This window comes from Flavobacterium zhairuonense, from assembly GCF_004352915.1.
GTDB lineage: Bacteria > Bacteroidota > Bacteroidia > Flavobacteriales > Flavobacteriaceae > Flavobacterium > Flavobacterium zhairuonense.
Genome location: NZ_SJSY01000066.1, coordinates 80,855 through 106,049, shown reverse-complemented (window position 1 = coordinate 106,049; position 25,195 = coordinate 80,855). Strand labels below are relative to the sequence as shown.

At 32.4% G+C, this 25,195-nt stretch carries 23 protein-coding genes; 22 read left to right on the top strand and 1 reads right to left on the bottom strand.

The features are described from left to right. Positions 1 to 210: 210 nt before the first annotated feature. The gene (locus EYY60_RS04645) at positions 211 to 1,263 is read right to left on the bottom strand and encodes a ferredoxin--NADP reductase (RefSeq protein ID WP_132988228.1); all 1,053 of its coding nucleotides are present in this window, start codon (positions 1,261 to 1,263) and stop codon (positions 211 to 213) included. A 125-nt stretch (positions 1,264 to 1,388) separates the two neighbouring features. On the opposite strand from EYY60_RS04645, the gene EYY60_RS04640 reads away from it, so the two are divergent. From EYY60_RS04640 to EYY60_RS04530, 22 genes are all read left to right on the top strand, one after another. Further along, complete coding sequence (locus EYY60_RS04640; RefSeq protein WP_132988227.1) at positions 1,389 to 2,849, top strand: DUF5687 family protein; 1,461 nt, start codon at positions 1,389 to 1,391, stop codon at positions 2,847 to 2,849. 80 nt (positions 2,850 to 2,929) lie between these two features. Further along, positions 2,930 to 3,625 (top strand): ABC transporter ATP-binding protein, encoded by a 696-nt coding sequence (locus EYY60_RS04635; RefSeq protein ID WP_132988226.1) that lies wholly within the window; start codon positions 2,930 to 2,932, stop codon positions 3,623 to 3,625. An 88-nt stretch (positions 3,626 to 3,713) separates the two neighbouring features. Continuing rightward, positions 3,714 to 6,314, top strand: a complete 2,601-nt coding sequence (gene porW, locus EYY60_RS04630) for a type IX secretion system periplasmic lipoprotein PorW/SprE (RefSeq protein ID WP_132988225.1) — start codon at positions 3,714 to 3,716, stop codon at positions 6,312 to 6,314. Positions 6,315 to 6,319: 5 nt separating this feature from the next. Continuing rightward, on the top strand, positions 6,320 to 6,715 hold the full coding sequence (locus EYY60_RS04625; RefSeq protein WP_132988224.1) for a bactofilin family protein: 396 nt from the start codon (positions 6,320 to 6,322) through the stop codon (positions 6,713 to 6,715). Next, entirely contained in the window at positions 6,696 to 6,920 is a 225-nt protein-coding gene (locus EYY60_RS04620; protein WP_132988223.1) for an AtpZ/AtpI family protein, read from the top strand. The genes EYY60_RS04625 and EYY60_RS04620 overlap by 20 nt, the downstream gene beginning before the upstream one ends. Before the next feature lie 567 nt (positions 6,921 to 7,487). Next, positions 7,488 to 8,639 carry a F0F1 ATP synthase subunit A gene (gene atpB, locus EYY60_RS04610; RefSeq protein WP_132988221.1) on the top strand — a complete coding sequence of 384 codons (1,152 nt, stop codon included), beginning with the start codon at positions 7,488 to 7,490 and terminating at the stop codon, positions 8,637 to 8,639. 101 nt (positions 8,640 to 8,740) lie between these two features. Continuing rightward, the gene (gene atpE / locus EYY60_RS04605) at positions 8,741 to 8,932 is read left to right on the top strand and encodes an ATP synthase F0 subunit C (RefSeq protein ID WP_053472986.1); all 192 of its coding nucleotides are present in this window, start codon (positions 8,741 to 8,743) and stop codon (positions 8,930 to 8,932) included. A gap of 129 nt (positions 8,933 to 9,061) precedes the next feature. Then, a complete protein-coding gene (locus EYY60_RS04600; protein WP_132988220.1) occupies positions 9,062 to 9,562 on the top strand; it encodes a F0F1 ATP synthase subunit B in 501 nt (166 codons plus the stop codon). Positions 9,563 to 9,566: 4 nt separating this feature from the next. Beyond that, entirely contained in the window at positions 9,567 to 10,100 is a 534-nt protein-coding gene (gene atpH, locus EYY60_RS04595; RefSeq protein WP_132988219.1) for an ATP synthase F1 subunit delta, read from the top strand. 37 nt (positions 10,101 to 10,137) lie between these two features. Next, on the top strand, positions 10,138 to 11,715 hold the full coding sequence (gene atpA / locus EYY60_RS04590; protein ID WP_132988218.1) for a F0F1 ATP synthase subunit alpha: 1,578 nt from the start codon (positions 10,138 to 10,140) through the stop codon (positions 11,713 to 11,715). Positions 11,716 to 11,805: 90 nt separating this feature from the next. Next, positions 11,806 to 12,666 carry an ATP synthase F1 subunit gamma gene (gene atpG, locus EYY60_RS04585; protein ID WP_132988217.1) on the top strand — a complete coding sequence of 287 codons (861 nt, stop codon included), beginning with the start codon at positions 11,806 to 11,808 and terminating at the stop codon, positions 12,664 to 12,666. 255 nt (positions 12,667 to 12,921) lie between these two features. Further along, the gene (locus tag EYY60_RS04580; protein ID WP_132988216.1) at positions 12,922 to 13,596 is read left to right on the top strand and encodes a hypothetical protein; all 675 of its coding nucleotides are present in this window, start codon (positions 12,922 to 12,924) and stop codon (positions 13,594 to 13,596) included. Between the two features lie 2 nt (positions 13,597 to 13,598). Next, entirely contained in the window at positions 13,599 to 14,720 is a 1,122-nt protein-coding gene (locus EYY60_RS04575) for a hypothetical protein (RefSeq protein WP_132988215.1), read from the top strand. 28 nt (positions 14,721 to 14,748) lie between these two features. Then, a complete protein-coding gene (locus tag EYY60_RS04570; RefSeq protein ID WP_132988214.1) occupies positions 14,749 to 16,563 on the top strand; it encodes an OmpA family protein in 1,815 nt (604 codons plus the stop codon). A 45-nt stretch (positions 16,564 to 16,608) separates the two neighbouring features. Further along, positions 16,609 to 17,379, top strand: coding sequence for an ABC transporter permease (locus EYY60_RS04565; protein WP_132988213.1), 771 nt, complete (start codon positions 16,609 to 16,611; stop codon positions 17,377 to 17,379). A 2-nt stretch (positions 17,380 to 17,381) separates the two neighbouring features. Then, positions 17,382 to 18,212, top strand: coding sequence for an ATP-binding cassette domain-containing protein (locus tag EYY60_RS04560; protein ID WP_132988212.1), 831 nt, complete (start codon positions 17,382 to 17,384; stop codon positions 18,210 to 18,212). An 8-nt stretch (positions 18,213 to 18,220) separates the two neighbouring features. Further along, entirely contained in the window at positions 18,221 to 19,747 is a 1,527-nt protein-coding gene (locus tag EYY60_RS04555; protein WP_132988211.1) for an AAA family ATPase, read from the top strand. A 477-nt stretch (positions 19,748 to 20,224) separates the two neighbouring features. Further along, positions 20,225 to 20,671: a GNAT family N-acetyltransferase gene (locus tag EYY60_RS04550; protein WP_132988210.1), complete on the top strand. Its 447-nt coding sequence runs from the start codon at positions 20,225 to 20,227 to the stop codon at positions 20,669 to 20,671. A 94-nt stretch (positions 20,672 to 20,765) separates the two neighbouring features. Further along, positions 20,766 to 22,226, top strand: coding sequence for a lipopolysaccharide biosynthesis protein (locus tag EYY60_RS04545; RefSeq protein ID WP_132988209.1), 1,461 nt, complete (start codon positions 20,766 to 20,768; stop codon positions 22,224 to 22,226). 29 nt (positions 22,227 to 22,255) lie between these two features. Continuing rightward, complete coding sequence (dut, locus tag EYY60_RS04540) at positions 22,256 to 22,690, top strand: dUTP diphosphatase (RefSeq protein ID WP_132988208.1); 435 nt, start codon at positions 22,256 to 22,258, stop codon at positions 22,688 to 22,690. Between the two features lie 85 nt (positions 22,691 to 22,775). Beyond that, positions 22,776 to 23,792 (top strand): sugar phosphate nucleotidyltransferase, encoded by a 1,017-nt coding sequence (locus tag EYY60_RS04535; protein WP_132988207.1) that lies wholly within the window; start codon positions 22,776 to 22,778, stop codon positions 23,790 to 23,792. A 51-nt stretch (positions 23,793 to 23,843) separates the two neighbouring features. After that, on the top strand, positions 23,844 to 25,193 hold the full coding sequence (locus tag EYY60_RS04530) for a tetratricopeptide repeat protein (protein ID WP_132988206.1): 1,350 nt from the start codon (positions 23,844 to 23,846) through the stop codon (positions 25,191 to 25,193). The last annotated feature ends 2 nt before the right edge of the window (positions 25,194 to 25,195 follow it).

Sequence of the window (25,195 nt, the reverse complement as noted above, 5' to 3'; positions counted from 1 at the left end):
AGTTGATTTAGCGCTACAAATTCTCAAACTATGAGATTGCGATTACTTTAATTTCACCTCTAATATACTAAAAATTCGGCAATATTTCGACAAAAAATTGCTTTTTTTGTAATTTGAATTTAAGGAAGATATAAATGGAGAAACAAAAAAAAAATTCCAAACTCCATTAAAGCTGGAATTTGGAATTTATATTCTTTGATATTTAACTAATTATACGTCGTCGTAATCAACATAAATAGTTTCAGATGTTGGATGCGCTTGGCAAGTCAAAATCAAGCCTTCTGCAATTTCTCCATCTGTTAAAATTGAATTTTTTGTCATTTCTGCACTTCCTGATGTCACACGTCCTAAACAGCTGCTGCAAATTCCGCCTTGGCAAGAATAAGGAGCATCAACACCTTGTTTTAGAGCGGCATCAAGGATAGTTTGTTTTTTAGACATTTCAAAAGTAACTTCTTCATCATCAACCAAAACGGTAATTTTTGTATGTCCGTCTTGAGAACCCTGAATTTCGTGTTCTTGAGCAGAAGATGTAAAAAGTTCAAATTTAATTGCCGATTCTTTTACATTTTTTTCTTTTAAAATATTCGAAACCGTATTGATCATTTCTTCTGGTCCACACAAGAAAAACTTGTCAAACTGCAATTCTTTATGCTTGTTGTTCAATACAAAATTCACCGCCGATTTGTCGATTCTTCCAAACAAAGCATTTTCGGCTTTAGCTTGACTAAATACATAATGTATAAAGAAACGGCCAACATACTGCAATTGCAAGTCGTGTAGTTCTTGATGAAAAATAGTTTGTTCAGGAGTTTTATTTCCGTAAACCAATACAAATGAACTTTTTGGCTCACTTTTTAAAACCGATTTAATGATAGAAATTACTGGAGTAATACCGCTTCCTGCAGCAAACGCTACGTAATTTTTTTGTTTGTCAGCATCTGGTTCAAGTGTAAATTTTCCTTCTGGATGACCTACTTCAAGAACATCTCCAGCTTTTAAAGTCGTATTGGCAAACTGAGAAAAAAGACCATTTTTTACTGCTTTTACTGCAATTCGCAATTCACCGCTTTCTGGCGCTGAGCAAATCGAATAGGCACGTCTTATTTCTTGGTTATCAAGGGTTAATTTTAAATTTATGTATTGTCCAGCTGTAAATTTATAGTCTGGTTTTAGTTCTTCAGGAACATTAAAAAGTACCGAAACCGCATCTGCTGTCTCGCGTTTTACCTCTTTAATTATAAGTTTTAAGAATGAAGGCATGGTTATTTTTTTCTGCAAAAGTAGCAAGAACTAAGTAATTGACACTTACTAAAATATTTTTTTTAACTTTTTTTGTAACGTTTTCCTACATTTGGTCTCTTACTGAAAAACTAAAACAAATAACCATGATTAAAAAGTTTATTTACTTAGAATGGAAAGCCTTTGTCAGATCAGCTTCATTTGGAGCAAATTTGGCCATGAAAATTTTAATTGGTTTTTTGATGGTGTACTTTTCAGTACTTTTTGTTGCAATGGGAGTTGGAGCATTTTATGTGCTTAAAAAAATGAACCTTGAACCATTAATCACCATCAACAAATTCTTGATTTATTATTTTCTATTTGATCTTATAATTCGTTTGTTGATGCAAGCAATTCCGGTTCTTAATATTAAACCGTTATTGGTTTTGCCTTTCAAAAAACCAACGATTGTTCATTTCTCTTTGGGAAAAACAGCATTGTCATTTTTTAACTGGGTTCATGCGCTGTTTTTTGTGCCGTTTTCAGTTGTGTTGGCTATTGAAGGATATGATATTGTAGGAATCCTATTTTGGCTTTTGGCTATTTTCTCATTAATCTACATCAATAATTTTTTAAATATTGTTTTAAGTAATATCGATAAATTATTTGTTGTTTTTGTCGGATTGGCTTTGGCTTTGGGGGCAGCACAATATTATAAGCTTTTTGATATTACGGTTTTCACAATGCCTTTTTTTCAAGGACTTTATACATCAAAAGTATTATTTATAATTCCAATTTTATTCTTAATTGGATTGTATGTTTTTACATTTAAGTATTTCAAAAACAATTTATATCTGGATGCTGGACTTTCAAAAAAAGAAGACATTGCGACTACTGAAAATTATTCTTGGCTGAATCAATTTGGAACTTTGGGAACATTTCTTAAAAATGACATCAAATTGATCAAAAGAAACAAAAGATCAAAAACGACAATTATAATGAGTTTTTTCTTTTTGTTTTACGGATTGATCTTTTTTGGAAATACGCATCAGCCGGCGGTCATGTATATTTTTGCAGGAATATTTGTTTCAGGCGGCTTCTTATTTGTCTTTGGTCAATTTGTACCAAGCTGGGACAGTTCGTATTATCAATTGATGATGACACAAAACATTCCTTATCGAGGATATATTACCTCAAAATGGTGGCTTATTGTTATTGCCACTTTTGTTTCGACAATTTTGGCTTCGTTTTATCTTTTTTACGGATGGCAGGTGTATTTGACAATTGTGGTTGGCGCCATTTATAATATTGGAGTAAACTCTCATTTGGTTCTTTTGGGAGGAGCATTTACAAAAACACCAATCGATTTGAGCAATGCTGGTGGTGCTTTTGGAGATAAAAAAGCATTTAATGTAAACGCGATGCTGTTGACTCTGCCAAAATTATTGTTGCCTTTAGGACTTTACGGAATCGGACTTTATTTGGGCGATAAAACGCTTGGCTTAATGTTGGTTGCTGGAGCCGGAATTTTGGGATTTGTATTTAGAAACAAAGTTTTTTCAATCATTGAAAAAAGGTACAAAGTCGAAAAGTACAGTACAATTAGCGCTTATAAACAAAAGAATTAATTAGATAATTTGTCAATTTGAGAATGAGATAATTTCATTCTTTAGAAATCTAAATCAACAATCTAAAATCTAACATTATCATGATACAAGTAAATCAGCTTTCAAAAAAATATAACGGTACAACAGTTTTAAATATTGAAAATCTTGAAATTCCAAAAGGACAAAGCTTTGGGCTTGTTGGAAACAACGGTGCCGGAAAAACAACTTTTTTCAGTTTGCTTTTAGATCTTATTCATCCTTCGACTGGTTATATAAAAACAAATGATATTCAAGTAAATACAAGTGAAAAATGGAAATCTTTTACAGGTTCTTTTTTAGACGAAAGTTTCCTTATTGGCTATTTGACGCCAGAAGAATACTTTTACTTCATTGGAGATTTGCGCCATCAGAACAAAGCCGATATTGATGCGCTTTTGGCTAAACATGAAGAATTTTTTAATGGAGAAATTTTAAAAAATAAAAAATATCTTCGTGATTTATCAAAAGGAAACCAGAAAAAAGTAGGGATTATTGCAACCCTTATTGGAAATCCAGAAGTGGTAATTTTAGATGAGCCTTTTGCAAATTTAGATCCTACTACCGTAAGCCGTTTGAAGAAAATTATCAAAGAATTAGCCGATGACCCAAATGTAACTGTTTTGGTTTCAAGTCATGATTTACAGCACACGGTTGAGGTTTGTGACCGAATAGTTGCCCTTAATAAAGGTGAAATTGTAAAAGATATTCAAACTTCAAAAGAGACCTTGCAGGAGCTGGAATCGTTTTTTGCAGTTTAAGTTTCTATATTTCAAAAAGAAGCGTAATTTTACAAGTCATTATACTAAAAGTGCTTTTTATAAGTTAATGCTTTAAAAATTGATTCTATTGAAAAAGAATACTCTTAAATATAGTTTTTTTCTAACTTTTGCATTGCTTTTGATAGCATGTTCCACAAAGAATAACACCTTTGTGAATAGGAATTCGCATGCTTTAAGTACCAAATACAACATTTTGTATAATGGTGGAATTGGTCTTGAAAAAGGGCTTAAATCTATTCAGGCCAACAACCAGGATAATTTCTGGAAAATTCTGCCGATCGAAAAAATGCAATTTGATGAAAATTTTTCGGAAGGGGAAAAGACAAAAAATCCAGATTTCGAGAAAGCAGAAACTAAAGCTACAAAGGCAATTCAGAAACACTCCATGAATATTGGAGGAAGAGAAAGAAATTATCAGATAGATGAGGCATATTTGATGCTGGGAAAAGCACGATATTATGATCAGCGCTTTATTCCGGCAATTGAGGCTTTCAATTATATTCTTTATAAATACCCAAATAGCAGTAATATCAATACAGCAAAAGTCTGGCGTGAAAAAACCAATATGCGTTTAGGTAATGATGCGATCGTAATTAAAAACATCAATGAATTATTAAAGAAAACAGATTTAGACAAGCAGACGTTTTCTGATGCAAATGCATTATTGGCAGAAGCTTTTTTGAATACAGAGCAAAAAGACAGTGCCGTAACCAAATTGAAAATTGCTGAAAAATTTACTAGAATTAATGAAGACCGAGCGCGCTACCGTTTTATTTTGGGACAATTGTATCAAGAATCCGGAAAAAGAGACAGTGCCGTTTACTTTTATAATGGCGTAATCGACATGAACCGAAAAGCCGATCGTAAATACATGATGCAAGCTTATGCAAAAAAAGCACAAATGTTTGATTATGAAAAAGATGATCATGATATGTTTATCGAAACTTATAATAAATTAGTTGAAGATCGAGAAAACAGACCTTATTATGATATCCTTTTTTATGAAATGGGAGTGTTTTTTGATAAGAATAATGAGCAAAAGGATGCTTTGGAGTTTTACAATCATTCGTTAGCCCGAAAATCTAAAGATCCTTATCTTGTTGCCTCTACCTATCGAAACATTGGAAATATGTATTTTAGAAATACAGATTATACAATGGCAGCAAAATATTATGATAGTACGTTGGTAAAATTAAATCCAAAAACTAGAGAGTTTGCGTTTATTGAAAAAAACAGAAAAAATCTAGATAATGTAATCAAATACGAGGCAATTGCAAAACGTAACGACAGCATTATCAAAGTTTACAATTTGCCAACAGAAGAGAGAAAAACGTATTTCGAAATCTATATTGCTGAACTCAAAAAGAAAGATGATGCAAAACGTTTAGAACAAGAAAAGGAAAAGGAAAAACAGGCAAACATTCAACGAAATACTGATGCAAACAGTGGATCATCAGCAATGACGCCTAATAAAATGGATTTAGCGGCTGGAGCATTTAATCCACCATCTGGAAATGATGCCGCAAGTACTTTTTATTTTTATAACCCAACAACGGTTGCTTACGGAAAATTGCAATTTAGAAAAATGTGGGGTAACCGTACTATAGATGGAAATTGGAGATTAAGTGCAGGAAAATCAATTGTAAATACGTCTTTAAAAGATTCATTAAATATAAATCAGGATTCTATAAATGCATTGCAGCAAACGGTTCCGGAAAAATATACAACGGCATTTTATGAAAGCAAGATTCCAACAAGTCCTGCTGTTATGGATAGTATTGGAAAGGAGCGAAACTTTGCCTATTATCAATTAGGGCTTATTTATAAGGAGAAATTTAAAGAATATAAATTAGCTAGTGACAAGTTAGAACAATTATTGCAGAATAAACCTGAAGAAAAATTGGTTTTGCCATCAATGTACAATTTGTATAAAATATATCAGATTACAAATCCAGCAAGAGCTGAAAGAATAAAATCGGATATAATAGGCAATTATCCATCTTCTAGATATGCACAGATTTTAAACAATACCAATTCAGATGATTTAGCTTCGGCAGACAGGGAATATAAAAAATGGTATAAATTGTTTGAAGAAGAGCATTTTGACGAAGTTTTAAACAACATCGACAACTTGATTAATCAATATGCCGGTGAAGACATTGTTTCGAAATTTGAATTGCTTAAAGCAAGTACTTTAGGAAAAGTAGAAGGTTTGGCAGCTTACAAAAAAGGATTAGAAAATGTTGCTGACAACTATCCAAATAGTGAAGAAGGGAAAGATGCGCGTGAAATTTTAGAAAAACAAATTCCAGCTTTAGAAAAATTAGATTTTACAGCAGTTGACGGTAAAAATTGGAAAATTTTATATCGAGTATCGAATACAGATACAAAAACAGTTAAAAAAATCGAGGAATCAATTAAGGTATATATGTTAGTCGAAAATTACGAAAGACTAACAACTTCATTTGACAAATACAATAAAACGGAAAGTTTTGTAGTTATTCATGGTTTAAAATCAGAGGCATATGCCAAAGATGTTTCAGGAGTTTTGAGAGATGATAAAAAATATAAAATCTCGAATATGCCTATAATTATTTCAAGTGATAATTATAAGGTAGTTCAAATCAAAAAAAATCTTGACGTTTATTTAGCCCCAAAAACCCCATAAAAGCCATGTTTGAAAAAGTCAAAAAAAGCAGTACAGAGAATTTAGGAAAAACCAATAGAATTGTAGAAGGAACTTCTATTGTTGGAGATATTGTTTCAAAAGCTGATTTTAGACTTGATGGTGAATTGATAGGAAATTTTACTTCGCAAGGAAAACTCGTTATTGGCGCATCAGGAATTGTTAAGGGCGAAATTATTTGCCATAATGCCGATATTGAAGGAGAATTTCAAGGAAAATTAAAAGTTTTAGAAGTCCTTAATATTAAAGGTACTGCTCGTATTCATGGAGAAATCGCCGTTGGTAAATTATCTATCGAACCAGGAGCTGAGTTTACAGCAACTTGTACCATGTTAAATTCTAATCCGGTAATACTATTAGAAGATGGAAAAGGAACCGAATAATAAAGGAAATAAATGGATCGCCCTTATTAATATCCCAATTCAAATGGGGGTTATTATTTATTTGTTCTATTATTTAGGATCTTGGCTAGACGAGAAACACCCGAGCACAAAAGTGTATTACAGCAAAATTCTTGTAATGGTTGGAGTAGGTTTAGCATTATATAATGTATTTCGTCAGGTTAACGAAATCAATAAGATGAAGTAATTTATCTTTTAAACAGCTTGGAATAAAAGTTGCATCTTTGCAAAAAATTATTTCAAATGTTTTTAAAAAAATACATACTTGTTCTTTATTTATGCATTGTTGCTTTAGCTTCCTACATAATACATAAAGGAATTTTCTTTTGTTTTAAAATCGAGGATCAAAACTTCTATTATAGCCTAGAATCATTGTATTTGATCTTTTTATTTTTTTCTGCCTTATTAATAATACTCACATTAAAATTCAAGAAAGATAAATTTGACAGTATTGGAATGTTCTTCATGTTAGGAACTTTTATTCAAATGTTTATCTATTATGGATTTGCAAGACCGATTTTATCAGACAAGATTCACAATGTCTCTGTTGAAAAAAGCAACTTTTTTATAACATTTATGCTATTTTTGTTATTTGAGACAGTTTTAACTGTCCGATTATTAAATGAAAAGCGTTAAAATAAGGATTCTTTAAAAGAAGGTTCAAAAATAATTTTTCATATCCTTTTGAATATTAATAAAAAATGTACCTTTGCACCAAATTTTAGAAACGTAAAAAAATAAGATTTTCCACGATATGGTGATTTCAAACAAACCACTCAGATTTATTCTTGCAGCTTTAGTAGCTTGTCTTCCACTAATGAGTTTTTCAAATACTGAAAAAGACTCTACGCATGTTCAAACTGAAGTAGCCCATGAAGGAGCTGCAGAAGGTCAGCATGCCGAGCCAACAGATGTTAAATCTAAGATAAAAGCATTTATTGGTCACCACGTTTTAGACTCTCATGATTTTACTTTAACACAAGATGATGAGACTGGAAAATATTACGGTTTTTCATTACCTGTAATTCTTTGGGATAATGGACTTCAAATTTTTTCTTCTTCTAAATTTCACCACGGACACGAAGTAGCAGAATCAAACGGAAATTATTATGTGATTAATCATCATGATGGTAAAATCTACAAAACAGATGCTAAAGGAACAATTACTGAAGATGAAAAAACAGGACACCCAACAAATGTTCGTCCGTTAGACTTTTCAATTACAAAAACGGTACTTTCTATTATAGTTGCCGCTTTATTGATGTTCTGGTTATTTACAAGCTTAGCAAAATCGTATGCTAAAAATGGAGGAATTGCTTCAGGGGTTGGAAGAATTTTCGAACCGTTAGTACTTTTTATTCGTGATGACGTTGCGATTCCAAACATTGGTGAAAAACATTATAAGAAATACATGAGTTATTTGTTAACGATTTTCTTCTTTGTATTGTTTTTAAATATTTTTGGATTAACTCCACTAGGAATTAATGCTACTGGTAATTTAACAATTACATTCTCTTTAGCAATCCTTACTTTCTTAATTACAAATCTTACTGCAAATAAAAACTACTGGGGTCACATTTTTTGGATGCCAGGCGTACCAAAACCAATGAGAATTATTTTGGCTCCAATCGAATTGTTAGGAGTTTTTATTAAACCATTCTCATTAATGATTCGTTTGTACGCAAATATTTTTGCAGGCCACATTGTATTGATGAGTATCATCGGATTAATGTTTATCTTTAAAAGCTGGATCGGAAGTAGTTTATCTTTCGGATTATCATTTGCACTTTCTATTCTTGAAATTCTAGTTGCATTTTTACAAGCCTATATTTTTACAATGCTGTCTGCACTTTATTTTGGTTCAGCAGTAGAAGAGCACCACCACGAAGAGGAGGGGCACCACTAAAATTAGATTTTAGAGTTTAGATTTCAGATTATTTCAATCTAAAATCTACATTCAAAAATCTAAAATCAAAATTGAATGTTTAATTTTTAATATATACAAATATGAACGGTTTAAATTTCATCGGAGCTGGATTAATCGTAATCGGAGCTGCTTTAGGTATTGGTAGAATTGGTGGTTCAGCAATGGACGCTATTGCTCGTCAGCCAGAAGCTTCAGGAAAAATCCAAACAGCTATGCTTATCGCTGCTGCACTTATTGAAGGTATTGGTTTCGCTGCATTATTCGCTGCTTAATTAAAACACAAAAAACAATAGTTGCAACGGTTGGTTGCAACTATTGTTTAAAAAAATTAAAACATTAAAAACAAAATTGCCTTTTACTGCAATTTAAAAGATATAATTTAAAATTTATAATTCTATATAATGGAAAAGTTAATAAATCAGTTCGAATTCGGTTTGTTCTTTTGGCAAGTATTAATATTTGTTGGATTAATTTTGTTGTTGAAAAAATTTGCTTGGAAACCTATTCTTGATGCAGTAAATGATAGAGAGCAAGGAATTAAAGATGCATTACTTTCTGCTGAAAATGCAAGAAAAGAAATGGAAAATCTTCAAGCTGATAATCAAAGAATCTTAAACGAAGCTCGTGCAGAACGTGATGCTATGTTGAAAGAAGCTCGTGAAATGAAAGAGAAAATGATCGCTGATTCTAAAAACGAAGCACAAGCACAAGGTCAAAAAATGATCGAGCAAGCTAAAGCGGCTATCGAGGGCGAAAAAAATGCTGCAATGGCTGAATTGAAATCTCAAGTTTCAACTTTATCATTAAGCATCGCTGAGAAATTATTGAAAGAAGAATTATCTAACAAAGAATCTCAAACTAAATTAGTTGAGAAAATGTTAGGTGACGTAAAGTTAAACTAAGATTATGGCAGGTACAAGAGCAGCAATTCGTTATGCAAAAGCAATTCTGGACTTAGCAAACTCTAAAGGTGTTGCCGAAGCTGTAAATAACGATATGAAATCAATTGCAAATGCAATTGAGACAAATACAGAATTGAGTACGTTTATTCAAAACCCAACAACGACAGTTGAAGTTAAGCAAAGTGCTCTTTTAGAAGTTTTCGCAAATGTAAATGGTGTAACTAAAGGGTTATTCCAATTATTATTCGAAAATAAAAGATTTGAAATTTTAAATGCAATTGCTGTAGAGTATACTAAAGTATATGATGAAAGCAATGGTGTTGAAGTTGCAAAAGTGACAACAGCAATTCCTATGGACGCTGCTTTAGAAGCTAAAGTTTTGGCTAAAATTGCAACTTTATCAGATAAAAAAATAACAATTGAAAATGTAGTAGATCCTTCAATCATTGGTGGATTTATTTTAAGAATAGGTGATAATCAATACAACGCTTCTGTTGCAAACAGATTACAAGTATTAAAAAGAGAGTTAAGTAATTAGTTTTATAACACAAAAAGTGTCTAAATTATAAATTAAGATGGCGGAAATCAAACCTGCTGAAATTTCAGCAATATTAAGAAAGCAAGTAGAAGGTTTTGAATCTGGTGCTACGCTAGAGGAAGTAGGATCAGTACTTCAAGTTGGAGATGGTATTGCTCGTGTTTACGGGCTATCTAATGTTCAATATGGTGAGTTAGTAGAATTTGATAACGGTATGGAAGGTATCGTATTGAATCTTGAGGAGGATAATGTTGGGGTTGTATTATTAGGACCATCAACAGGAATTAAAGAAGGATCTACAGCAAAAAGAACTCAACGTATTGCTTCTCTTAAAGTAGGTGAACAAATGGTAGGACGTGTAGTTAACACTCTTGGTTTTCCAATTGATGGAAAAGGGCCAATCGGTGGAGACTTATACGAAATGCCTTTAGAAAGAAAAGCGCCAGGAGTTATTTTCCGTCAGCCAGTAACTGAGCCATTACAAACAGGAGTAAAAGCAGTTGATGCAATGATCCCAGTTGGTCGTGGACAGCGTGAGCTTGTAATCGGTGACCGTCAAACAGGTAAATCAACTGTTTGTATCGATACAATCTTGAACCAAAAAGAATTTTATGATGCAGGAAAACCTGTATTCTGTATATATGTTGCAATTGGACAAAAAGCTTCAACTGTAGCAGGAATCGCTAAAATGTTAGAAGAAAAAGGAGCAATGGCTTATACAGTTATCGTTGCTGCTAATGCTTCTGATCCAGCTCCAATGCAAGTTTACGCTCCATTCGCTGGTGCTGCAATTGGAGAGTATTTCAGAGATTCTGGTCGTCCAGCTCTTATCGTTTATGATGATTTATCTAAACAAGCTGTTGCTTACCGTGAGGTTTCTCTTTTATTAAGAAGACCACCGGGACGTGAGGCTTATCCTGGAGACGTTTTCTACTTACACTCTCGTTTATTAGAGCGTGCTTGTAAAGTAATCGCTGATGATGGTATCGCTAAAAACATGAACGATTTACCAGATTCTATCAAATCTATCGTAAAAGGTGGTGGTTCATTAACTGCTTTACCAATTATCGAAACTCAAGCTGGTGACGTTTCTGCATATATCCCAACAAACGTAATCTCTATTACAGATGGTCAGATTTTCCTTGATGGAGATTTGTTCAACTCTGGGGTTCGTCCTGCTATCAACGTAGGTATCTCTGTATCTCGTGTTGGAGGTAATGCGCAAATTAAATCAATGAAAAAAGTTTCTGGAACTTTAAAATTAGACCAAGCTCAATTCCGTGAATTAGAAGCTTTCGCTAAATTTGGTTCTGACTTGGATTCAGTTACTTTAAACGTAATTGAAAAAGGAAAAAGAAACGTTGAAATCTTGAAACAAGGTTTAAATGATCCTTATCCTGTTGAAAACCAAGTTGCTATTATTTACGCTGGATCTAAAAACTTATTGAAAAGTGTTCCTGTAAATAAAGTAAAAGAATTCGAAGCTGATTTCTTAGCTTACATGAACAGTAAACATAAAGATACGCTTAACGCTTTGAAAGCTGGTAAATTTGATGACAACATTACAGATGTTATCGAAAAAGCAGCAAAAGAAGTTTCAGCAAAATATAACTAATTAGATAATTCGTTAATTAGATAATTAGAGAATGGTTTCACATTTTTCTAATTATCTAATTTTCAAATTGTCACATTTTCTAATTAATAGATGGCAAATTTAAAGGAAATCCGTAATAGAATTACTTCCGTTTCATCGACGATGCAGATTACATCGGCTATGAAAATGGTTTCTGCAGCAAAGCTTAAGAAAGCACAAGATGCAATCACTGCAATGCGCCCTTATGCCGAGAAATTAACGGAATTATTGCAAAATCTTTCAGCTACACTTGATGGTGAAGTTGGAGGAGATTACACAACTCAACGTGAAGTGAAAAAAGTATTGCTTGTAGCAATTACTTCTAATAGAGGTTTGTGTGGTGCATTCAATTCGAATATTATTAAAGAGGTTAAAAACCGTTCTGAATTTTATGCAGGAAAACAAGTTGATGTTTTTCCTATTGGGAAAAAAGGAAACGACGTTTTGTCTAAAACATTTAAAGTTCACGGACATCATAATGCAATTTTTGATCATTTGACTTTCGAAAATGTTGCTGGAATTGCTGATAATTTGACTCAAAAATTCTTATCTGGAGAATATGACAGAATCGAATTGATTTACAATCAGTTTAAAAATGCTGCGACTCAAATTGTTCAGACAGAGCAATTTTTACCGTTAGCTCCAATTAAATCTGATGCAGCAACTACTACTGGAGATTATATTTTCGAGCCTTCAAAAGAAGAAATTGTATTGACTTTGATTCCAAAATCGTTAAAAACGCAATTATACAAAGGTATTCGCGATTCATTTGCTTCAGAACATGGAGCACGTATGACAGCTATGCACAAAGCAACTGACAACGCAACTGCATTGAGAAACCAATTGAAATTGACTTATAACAAAGCGCGTCAAGCGGCTATTACTAACGAGATCTTAGAGATTGTTGGTGGTGCTGAGGCATTGAACGGATAAAAATATTTCAGTTAATGAAAAATGAAAGAGCCAATTTATATTGGCTCTTTTTTTTGTATATACTTATTTGATTTGACCAAGTTGATGTAATTTTTTAAAAAATTATACGAATAAACTGATTTGGTAATTAAATAGTTACGATTTATTTTTAAAAAAGTATATATTTATAGCTTTAAAATTAGTAACTTTTTAACACTTTCTTCGTATAACATTTAACAACCAAAAAGTTATTAAATAATTGATTAACTAAATACAATGGCAAAAGAAAGTTTTAATTGGAAAAGTCTATTCATAAATGATGAGGCTAATAATTCGGAGGATAAAGCGGAAATTAAACAATCAGCTCCCATTTTATCACCAACAAATAGTAAATTTCCAGATCATGCAGGAGAATCATCTGCAACTAATTCGTTAACAAATCCCTTTCTAAATGAAATCTTGCAAGTATATGACAAAGGTTTTGAATCTTTGAATGTAGAAGGTTTTGATTTCTTTGAACTTTATAAATCTGTTTTGGCAGTTGGAGTTACTAATCCTCAAAGTTATCAGATGGCTTTTACGATGGGTAAATCTTTAAAATCTGATTTGAATAAAGAATTTCTTTTGCAAAAGGGAAGCTTTTATATAACTGAGATTGAAAAGGTTTACGCTAAATATGACGCAATTGGTAAAACAAAAAAAGCGGAATTGGATAACAGTATTACTAAAGAGAAATATAATTTATCTAAAAGCATTTCAGATTTAGAAGCCAAAATTGTAGAACTTCAAAAAGAGTTAGAAGCTAAAAAACTTGAACTTCAAAAAATTGATCCAGTAAATAGAGAACAACTTTCAGAGATTCAATTAAAAATGGAAGCCAACGATTTGGCAAAACAAAAAATATTAAGTTCAATCAATACTGTAATAACAGGAATCAATCAATATTTATAATAATGGACAAATTCGAACAAGAAAGAAGTACTCTTTTAACATTGCCAATTCTTAAACATTTTGACGAATCAAAAGGTGAAATTGCTTTAAAATCCGGGGCATTAAAAAAAGGAGAAAAGTCTTTATTTTTGGCTTTAGCACTTGGTTTATTGGGAGTTGGAGGTTACTTAATCTGGACTTACATTATTCCGCCATTATTTACAATGCTAGGTCAGGCGATTGCCTTATCTGCAACCGGAGTATTTTTAGTTTTTTTGGTTTTGATGGCGCCTGTTATTATGAAAGGACTTCGTTTTGCAACTAAAAACATTCATAAAGCATTGATACAAAACAATCCTTTTAATGAATTAGAAGAACAAAAACAAAAAATGATAAAAAACCGTGAAGTTTTTAAGAATACAAAAGCCAAGCTTAAAGGTCTTAAAAATGAAATGGAAATTGAAGCGAATAAATCTGAAAAGGAAGCTAAGGGATTCCAGGAAGATGTCTTGAGTTTACAACGTCAATCAGAAAAATTGAAATCTGCCATGGACGAAATGGTTAGAATCAATGGCGCTGCAGCTAAAGATACGGATGAATATGTAGCCCTACAAAGTGAATTAGCTAGAAAGTTAAGTGATTCTCAAAGAGTTTCAACCCAGTATGAACAAAGTAAAAGTTTCATTCAGAAATATGGAGTTCGTGCGAATGTTTTAGGTAAAATGGATCGTAAACTGACTTTGGCGGGTACTGCGATCGACATTAAAATTGCAGATTTTGATGTAACAGTTAAGATGCTTCAGAAAGAGTATGAATTTGCAAGAAATGCTAAAGAGGCAACTGAAAGCGCAAAAAGTGCGATGTTGTTTACTAAAGACTGGGAATTAGAGTATGCTCTGGAAGTGGTAACTTCTACAATTGCTCAGGATATTGCTAAGACTTCGGAAAACTTAATTGACATTGACGCGTTGACTTCTAAATATTCAGTTGATAATGATGAGCTTTATTCGAGATTAGATTCTTTGGCAGATGAAATCAAAACCGGAGACAATACAATTCCGGACTCTACAAAGTATACGAGTCCAAATTATAAAATGACCAAAGAGGATAAATTGTCCAGTGGTGGTTTTGGAGATATTTTTTAATACAATAATTTTAATTTTATAAATAAAAATGGGAAAAATTTTAAGAACTGAAAAGCTTACAACGCTTTCAGAGTTATTAATAGTTATTGCTGGAATTGGAATAATTCTAGGAGGTGTTTATTATATTTCACCAGGAATTAAGACAGCTGTTTCAAAACAATTAAACGGAATTGATTTGAATCAGACGGATGTTAATAATGTTACTAATGCAGCAAAAATAGAACTTCCATCAACTGAAATTTCTACTGAAGTTTCAAATCAACCTTTAGTGAGAATTGGTGCTTATGCATGGAATGCGCAATCTGGATTTATTGTTGCTAATGGTGGTCCAAAAACAACAAAAGGATCCTTGATGGAAAAAAATGGAGTAAATCTTGAAATTATCCGTCAGGACTGGCTTTCAGAATTGCGTAATATGCAAATGAAATTTATTGAAGAATTTGATAAAGGTGAAGCTTTTCCATCTTCAGAAAAAAGTGTTTTTGCTGTAATCATTATGGGTGATGGAGCACCATTTTATATTAGTTCTGTTCAGAAATCTCTTGACGAAAAATACGGAAAAGATAAGTACCACTTACAGGTAATGGGAGCTGTTGGTATGAGTTACGGAGAAGATAAATTAATCGGGCCACCAAGCTGGAAATCAGATCCAAAATCTATGAAAGGTTCTGTTATTTCTGCAGTACTTGGAGATGGTGACTGGGTAACTACTGTAAACTATTGTTTTGCTAACGGTTTAAAAGTAAACCCTGATCCAACAACGTATGACGCTGAAGCAGTAAATATTTATCCATCAGAAAATGATGATTATATCAAATCGGCAGAGGAATTAATCAAATCTCAAACAACAGGATGGACTGTTACTTTGAAAGAAGTAGTAAACGGGAAATTAACAGGTAAATCTGTTAATAGAAAGATTGACGGTTGTGCTACATGGACACCTGGAGATAAAACGGTTTTTGATAAATTGACTGGTTTCATTGATATTGTTTCTACAAAAGAATTTAACAACCAAATGCCAACTACTATTATTGGTGTGAAAGAATGGGCAGAGAAAAACCCGAACATAGTTTCAAATATTTTGAAGTCGGCATTGACAGCTTCAAATCAAATGAAAAATTATGAAGATTGGAAAGTAAGAGCTTCAGAAGCAGTTGCTGCAACATATAAACTTGAAACTCCTGAATATTGGTACAAAATGTTTAAAGGACAACAAGGAACAAAAGGCGGATTGACCTATAATATGGGAGGTTCAAAAGTATTTAATTATGCTGACGCAATGCAATATTATGGTTTATCTGATGGTGTAAACAGATACAAATCAGTTTATAATCAGGTTTCAAGTTATTTGACAGAATTGAATCCATTTGGATTTAATGAAAATGTTGGAGCTGTTGTTCCTTATGAGCAAGCGGTAAATTTATTTTTCCTTAAAAATATTAATGATATCGAATCAACTTCGGCTGATAAAGCAGACTACACTAATGAGGCAAAAGAAGTGGTAGCTTCTGGAGAATGGAAAATTAACTTTAACACAGGAAGTGCTGAAATTTCAAATACATCTAGTAAAGAAGTGGAGAAAATTTACAACTTATTAGTGCAAGCTGAAAACACAAAGTTAACTGTTGTTGGACACACAGATAATGTTGGAAATGCAGATGCTAACTTAGCATTGTCAAAAAGCAGAGCTCAGGCAGTTGTAGATTACTTAAAACAAAAAGGAATTCCTGCAAATCGTTTCCAGTTAGTTGACGGAAAAGGTCAAAATGATCCGGTTGGAGACAATAACACAGCTTCTGGAAAAGCATTAAACAGACGTGTTGTAATCACTCTATTAAAATAAAAATTAATTAAAGGCTATCTTAACGGATAGCCTTTTACAATAAATATGATAAAATTTTTAACGCCCTTTGAAAAAATATCAAAGCTGAACAAAACCCTTATTTTAACAGGTTGGTTAGTGCTTTTGATTATTATTTGGTTTGTATCAACTGCAGGAGAAAAACATCTTTTTCCTTCCCCTTCTCAGGTTTTGACAGGTTTTCAGGAATTGTACAGAGAAGGTTTAGTAGTACATATTTTCAATTCATTGTCATTATGTTTTATTTCGATTTTTTTAGCGACCATAATTTCTTTGCTTTTTGCATACACATGGCCAATTCCGCTATTAAAATCAATTTCTGAATTTGTTACAAAATTTAGATTCCTGCCATTTACCGGACTTTCATTTTATATCACAATGGTTGTTCATGAAGCAAGAACAATGCAGGTTTGGATTTTGGTAATTTTTTTAACCACATTTTTGACGACATCTTTGATTGCAGTAATAAAAGACATTCCGCAAGAAGAATTTGATCATGCCAAAATGCTAAAATGTACAAGATTAGAAGTGCTTTGGCAAGTTATTATTTTAGGTAGAGTTGATTATGTAATAGATGTTATCAGACAGAATCTTGCAATTACCTGGATGATGCTTGTAACAGTTGAGTCAATTGTTGTGGCTTCTGGAGGATTAGGGTTTTTAATAAAAAACTCAGATAAGTTTATGAATACAGGACGAATTATTGCCCTTCAAATTATCATTTTATTAATAGGTCTTGGCTTAGATGCAGGAATAAATTTCTTAAGAAAAGCTGTATTTAGATATTCAAAAATATAATTATGAAACACGAATTTAAAGAAACGCTTTTATATATTGAAAACCTAAGCGTTGCCTATGATGATAATGTTATTATTAAGGATATTAATATTATAGAAAAAGACGTGGTGCATCAGGAACGTGATTGTACAGGGCAGGTAATGGCTTTTGTAGGACGTTCCGGAAGAGGAAAATCTACATTTTTCAAAGCATTGACAGGCTTAGTTCCCGCAAGTTCAGGAAAAATTTTAATCAAAGATTTTGAAAACCCAGAACCTAATACAGCTAAATCTATAAAAGAAGGAGACATTGGTTTTGTTGATCAGAAATATACTTTGTTCAGACATAAAACAGTAAGGGAAGCACTTAAATTTTCTTTAAGAAAAACCAAACTTTCGAATACTGAAAAAGAACAAAAAATAAATCAGTATCTGGAAGAATGGGGTTTAACAAATTGTGCAGACAAATATCCTAATGAACTTTCGGGTGGACAAAGACAAAGAACCGCAATTATTGAACAGTTGTTTTCGTCTGACCAGTTTATCGTTTTAGACGAGCCATTTTCAGGTCTTGATGTTGGGAATATTCAGGAAGTAAAAAAAGCGTTCAAGTTATTAGGAAATACATCTGAGTATAATACGGTTATATTTTCAACTCACGATATTGAACTGGCGCTTGAATTAGCGCAGGTAATTTATGTTATCGGGTATCCGACAGTCAACGGTAAACTACAATCGTATGCAACTATTGTAGCCAAATATGATTTGAGAGAAATGGAATTAGCCTGGAAAGATTATTGCGAAGATCACTTAAAATTGTCAAAAGAAATTATTCATCAAATGATGATTTCTTAAATTAGAATATGTCAAAGAAAAACAATCCGATATCAATTATAGAAGAATCATTTTTGTCTCTAAAAAAATATTTAGAAACAAACATACCTAATAATGAAGCCGTTTTTACGGCTTCATTTATTATGGATTTGCAAAAAGAAACCAGGCAAATTCTTGAGATTTGCAATCAATTAAATCAGGATACAGAGTTTATTCAAAAGATAAATCAAACCGTAAATCCATCTTTTTCCAGAGGAGGATTGTTTAAGGCAGAACATTTTTTTCTTTCAGATGTTATTCAGCTTTATGAAAAAGAACAAGGAACAAAAAGTGAAAAACAAGAGTTTGTTCTAGCCTATTATTATGACGCGTTGCGCAATAAACATTTTGCCGATGAAAATTCTGTTAGTGAACTAAATCAGTTGGTTTTTTCGGAAAGTTTTAAAAATCATCTCAGCAAAATAAAAAGCGAGAATAAAATACCAGCTTCAAATGGAATAGAAAACAAATATTTGTTGCCGGAAATTTTAGCTGAAAAAAAGAATAATAAATTAGAAGAAATCTTAATCAGATATCAAAACTTCCTATACTTTTCATTTCATAAAAAATTTGAAAATGAGAAAGCTTTTAATGACTATTTGGGTTTAAATCTGAACAAGTCAAAGAAGAAAAAAGAGCCGGATAATCTGCCTGAAGAAGATACACTGGAAAAAGTTCTTAAAGAATTAAATGAATTAGTGGGTTTGACGGAAGTAAAAAAAGACGTTTCGGAACTTGTCAATTTATTGGAAATACAAAAAAAGCGTTCAGAACAAGGATTGAAGAATGTAGAAATTACGCTTCATACCGTTTTTCTTGGCCCGCCCGGAACCGGAAAAACTTCTGTTGCCAGACTTTTAAGCAGAATTTTTAAACACTTAGGATTTCTGTCAAAAGGTCAAATGTTTGAAACAGACCGGGAAGGTTTGGTTGCAGGTTATGTAGGGCAAACGGCGACAAAAGTAAATAATGCTGTAGAGGCAAGTCTTGGAGGAGTATTGTTTGTTGATGAAGCTTATGCATTAAATCAAAATGCATTTGGAAATGATTATGGTGCCGAAGCAGTAAACACTTTGCTAAAAAGAATGGAAGATCATCGTGAAGATCTTGCCGTTGTTGTTGCTGGATATACAGAACCAATGAAGATTTTTGTAGAATCAAATCCGGGGTTGCGTTCTCGCTTTAACAGGTATTTTCATTTTGGTCATTTTACTCCAGAAGAATTATTTCAAATTTTTGAATCGTTTTGTTCGAAGTCTGATTTTATTATTTCTGAAGATGCAAAAGAAAAACTTACAGATACTTTTGAATTATTATATGAAAGTAAAAATGAAAGTTTTGGAAATGCACGAGTGGTTAGAAATTTATTTGAAAAATGTGTGCAGAATCAGGCCAACAGAATTGTGAAATTAAAAAAGATCACCAATAAAGTTTTAAAAACATTAACTGAAGAAGATATTCCGGAGCCAAAAGAAACAGAGCAAAATGTTAATTTTGAAGTAAAGGATAAGGAATAATAGCAAAATAGCCGACAAGTATTTGTCGGCTATTTTCTTTATATAAGGTTTTAGCTTTTTAATTTTTTGTTTATAAAATGGTGATTCTCAATTTAAACATAAATTGAGAATCACTACCATTTTATAAAATTATTGCACAGATTTATCACCTCTGTTTTGCTTTGTCTTTTATGGGAACAAACTAGCTTTATTAGTCCCAATGCTCTGTTTTTTTGAGGGTTACATTTCAGCAGAATCAATCCCTTGTGCTTTGTCTTTAATGGGAACAAACTAGCTTTATCCGTCCCAATGCTTTACTTTTTTAAAGGGTTGCATTTTAGCTTTTCTCATTCCCTGTTGTACAAAGTTAATATAGAAGCAATTGTAAAAAATTATATAATTTTTTTGTCTTTTTATACATTTCACATCTTTAGTTGTTTTAGAATTATATGATAAACGTAGAAAAATTGAGTATTTTTGAGGTTTATTTTTAGTATAATGGAATTTCAAATACGAGAACTTACTACAATCGAAGAAATGCTAGAGCAAATTGAAACGATGCGATTTCTATATCCGAAACTTTCAGTTGAAAAATATCAATCTTTTCTTTTGGAGATGGTACCACACAATTACATTCAGATTGGGGTTTTTGAAAATGATTCTTGTTTAGGGATAACGGGTTGTTGGTCGGCGACAAAACTTTGGACAGGAAAATATCTTGAGATTGATAATTTTGTCGTAAATCCAGCATACAGATCTAAAGGAATAGGAAAATTGCTAACAGATTATGTTGACCAAAAGGCAAAAGATCTAGGTTGCAGCAGTATTGTTTTGGATGCATTTACAGGAAATTTTGGCGCACATCGCTTTTACTACAATCAAGGATATGGCCCAAAAGGATTTCACTTTGTAAAAGTTTTGGACGAAACCAAATTAACGCAATAAAAACACGAACAACTTGTTTTATTGAACCTGCAAAATCATTATTAAACCAAAGAATTGGTTATTTTTGTTTTACGAACTTTATTATTAAATTATTTTGGGATTATATAAAAATCTATTCAAACAAACTGCGATTTACGGACTAGCAACGGTTTTACCTCGAATGCTGAGTTTTTTATTGGTCAGATTATATACAGGCATTTTGCCAACAGCAGAATATGGTGAAGTTTCGATTGTCTTGTCTTGGATGGTTTTCTTTAATGTTGTTCTTTCGTACGGAATGGAAACTGCTTTTTTCAGATTTTATAGTGCCGAAGAAGATAAGAAAAATGTAATTGCGACTTCTACAATTTCAATATTTTGGTCGTCGATTGGGTTTTTGTTTGCGGCTTTGATTTTTAGAAATACTCTAGCAACCTGGGCCGAAGTAGATGTTCAGTATATCACATATTCAGTTTGGATTTTAGTTTTGGACGCTTTGGTTTTGATACCATTTTCAAAATTAAGAGCCAATCAGAGACCAATGGTTTATGCCGCAATTAAGATTGGAAATGTCGTAATAAATTTAGTGCTGAATATTTTCTTCTTAATGTATTTGCCAAAACTTGCCGCTTCAAATCCAAATTCTGTTTGGGATAATTTATATGTTGAGAATTTCCAAATAGCATATATTTTCATTGCAAATCTTTTGGCGAGTTTGGCCACTTTCATTGTGCTTTCGCCAAATTATCTTTCACTTGGCCGAAAATTCGACCCAGAACTTTGGAGAAGAATGATGAAGTACGGACTTCCTATTTTGGTTGCCGGATTGGCATTTGCCGTAAATGAGCATTTTGATAAAATCTTATTAGGATATTTGCTTCCTGAAAATTTAGCAAAATCTGAAGTCGGTGCTTATTCAGCTTGTTACAAATTAGGATTATTTATGGTTCTATTTGCAACAGCTTTCAGATTAGGAATTGAGCCTTTCTTTTTTAGCCATGCAAAAAATGAAAATGCCCCACAAACTTATGCCGTAATCACGAAATACTTTGTGATTTTAGGATCATTGATTTTATTGGGAGTTATTGTTTTTGCAGATGTCTTAAAATTTTTATTGCTAGATAACAAATCGTACTGGGAAGCAATGAAAGTGGTGCCACTGATTATTTTGGCAAACTTCTTTTTAGGAATTTACAATAACTTATCTGTTTGGTATAAACTGACAGACAAAACAAAAATTGGAGCTTATATTTCTATTGTTGGCGCAATTGTGACTTTGGTTTTAAATTATCTTTTGATCCCAAAATATAGTTATTATGGGTCTGCAATTGCGACCATTTCTGCTTACGGAAGTATGATGCTTATTTCGTATACCCTCGGAAATAAATATTACCCAATTCCTTATGACATGAACAAAATTGGTGCTTATTTAGGCGTTTCAATATTATTTTCAATAATTTCATTTTACGGATTTAGAGAAAAATATTATGTTGGGATTCCTCTTCTTTTAATTTTTATGTATATGGTTTACCATTTTGAAAAAGATACAATTAAAGGAATTATGAAGAGAAAATAAGATCGCGTTTAAAAATTTAAAGCAAAAAAATGAAAATACAAATCATAAATAAATCACAGCACGACTTGCCAAACTACGAAACAATTGCTTCAGCAGGAATGGATTTGCGTGCTAATTTAACAGAACCAATTACGTTAAAACCTTTAGAGAGAACTATTGTAAAAACAGGACTTTTTATTGAATTGCCAATTGGCTACGAAGCACAAGTAAGACCAAGAAGCGGGCTCGCAGCAAAAAAAGGCGTAACCGTTTTGAATTCTCCAGGAACCGTTGATGCCGATTATAGAGGTGAAATAGGAGTGATTTTAGTAAATTTATCAAATGAGGAATTCGTTATTGAAAATGGTGAACGAATTGCACAATTGATTATCGCAAAACACGAAAGAGCAGAGTGGATTGAAGTTGAAGAATTATCTGAGACCTCAAGAGGCGCTGGAGGTTTTGGAAGTACTGGTGTGAAATAGTTTGAAGTAATCAATACTTTTAAATTAAAAATTAAGAACCAAACCAAGAAGGTTTTTTTAATCTTCCCACAAAAATAAAGATAAAATGAAAATAATAGTTCCAATGGCGGGCCGTGGCTCGAGACTTAGACCACATACTTTAACCGTTCCAAAACCACTAATTCCGGTTGCAGGAAAATCTATCGTTCACCGTTTGGTGGAAGATATTGCTAAAATTTTAAAAGAACCAATTGAAGAAGTTGCATTTATTTTAGGTGACGAAGCTTTCTTTGGCGAAGATGTTGTGACAAGTTTAGAGGATTTGGCTAAAGGCCTTGGAGCAAAAGCATCTATTTACCGTCAGGATTTGCCTTTAGGAACAGGTCACGCGATTATGTGTGCGAAAGAATCACTTTCTGGTCCTGCAGTTATCGCTTACGCAGATACTTTGATCAGAGCTGATTTTGAATTGGATCCTTCTGCAGATGCTGTAATTTGGGTAAAACAAGTAGAGCAACCAGAGGCTTTTGGAGTTGTGAAATTAAATTCAAACAATGAAATTATTGAGTTGGTTGAGAAACCAAAAGAATTTGTAAGTGACTTAGCGGTTATCGGAATTTACTATTTCAAAGAAGTTGGTGATTTGAAAAAAGAACTTCAAGGTGTTTTAGATAATAATATCCAAAATGGAGGCGAGTACCAAATCAATGACGGAATCAAAGCAATGATGGCGAACGGAAAAGTTTTCAAAACCGGAAGTGTTGATGAATGGATGGATTGTGGAAACAAAGATGTTACGGTTGAAACAAATAGCAGAATGCTAGGATTTTTGCATAACGACGGCGAGCATTTAGTTGATTATAATGTGACACTAGAAAACGCAACAATTATTCCACCATGCTATATTGGAGAAAACGTGGTCTTGAAGAATACAACAGTTGGACCAAATGTTTCTGTTGGAAAAGGATGTCGTATCACAGACAGTTCTATTAAAAATAGCTTAATACAAACGTATTCTCAAATAAAAAACGCTAACTTAGACAATGCGATGATTGGAAATCACGTTAGTTATGATGGTAAATTCACTAGCATTAGTATTGGAGATTATTCAGTTTTAGAATAAAAAGAGTATCAGCAGATTCTTTTTGATTTAAAAAAATAAATTGTAAAAAGAATGAAAAAAAGCGTTTTTGTAATTTTATTTCTTGTTTTGCTTGGCAATTCAAACTCGGTTTTGGCTCAGACTGAACCAGAAGATATTGCTATGGCACCAGATGAATATCAAGATGCTTTTTATGAATCTTTGAAACAAAAAGGAATTGAAAATTATGATAAAGCTATAGTATCATTAGAAAAATGTATTAAACTAAAACCTAATGACGCTGTTGCTTATTTTGAATTGGGGAAAAATTATTTTTCTTTAAGAGATTATCAAAGCGCAAATACTGCTTTTGAAAAAGCTACACAATTAGATCCGAAAAACAAATGGTATTGGCTTGGAATTTATGATGTAAGTTATGAAACCAAGAATTATCCGTTGGCGATAGAAACGATTCAGAAAATTATTGTTTTTGATGAAGAATACAAAGATGATTTGATTTCGTTATACATGCTTACAAATCAATTTGATAAAGCACTTGCTACGATAAACGAAATGAATGATAAATTTGGAAAATCTGAAGATCGTGATCGTTACAAAATGCAGATTTTATCGCAGGGAAAATATCAAAATGCCGAAATTTCTAATTTGATTGATCAGATTAAAAAGAATCCGAAAGAAGAATCAAATTATCTTAATCTGATTATTTTATACTCAAAATCAGATGATAATGACAAAGCTTTAGAGGTTGCGACAAAGTTGGCAAAAGAAGTCCCAAGTTCTGAATGGGCGCAGGTAAGTTTGTTCAAAACGTATTTGGATGCCAACCAAGCGGACAAAGCAATTAAGTCAATGAATATTATTTTGGCAAGTTCAAAAATTGATTCAAAAATCAAGCACAGAACTTTGAATGAATTTTTGATTTATACTAATAAAAATCCGCAATACGCTCCAGATTTAGAGAAAGCGATTTCTTATTTTGATAACGACCCAAATGTTGACGTTGCAAAAGAAATCGGGAAATTTTATCACAGCAAAGGTCAATATGAAAATGCAATTAAATATTATGAAAAAGATTTAAAAGCACATTCAGATACCGATCGCGAAACCAATTTGCTTTTGCTTGAAGCTTATACGCAAGCAAAACAATTTGAACCAATGACCAAAAGAGCAATGAATATGATTGAAGTTTATCCGAGCCAGCCACAATTTTATTATTATGCAGGACTGGGAAGCAATCAGTTAAAACAATTTAAGAATGCAAAAACCGTTTTAGAAATGGGGCTTGATTATGTTGTTGATGATAAAACGTTGGAATCAAATTTTAATATTCAATTAGGAGAGGCGTACAATGGGTTGGGAGATGCCAAGAAAAAAGAGGAATACTTTTTGAAGGCCAATGAGTTATTAAAACAAAAGAAGTAAAG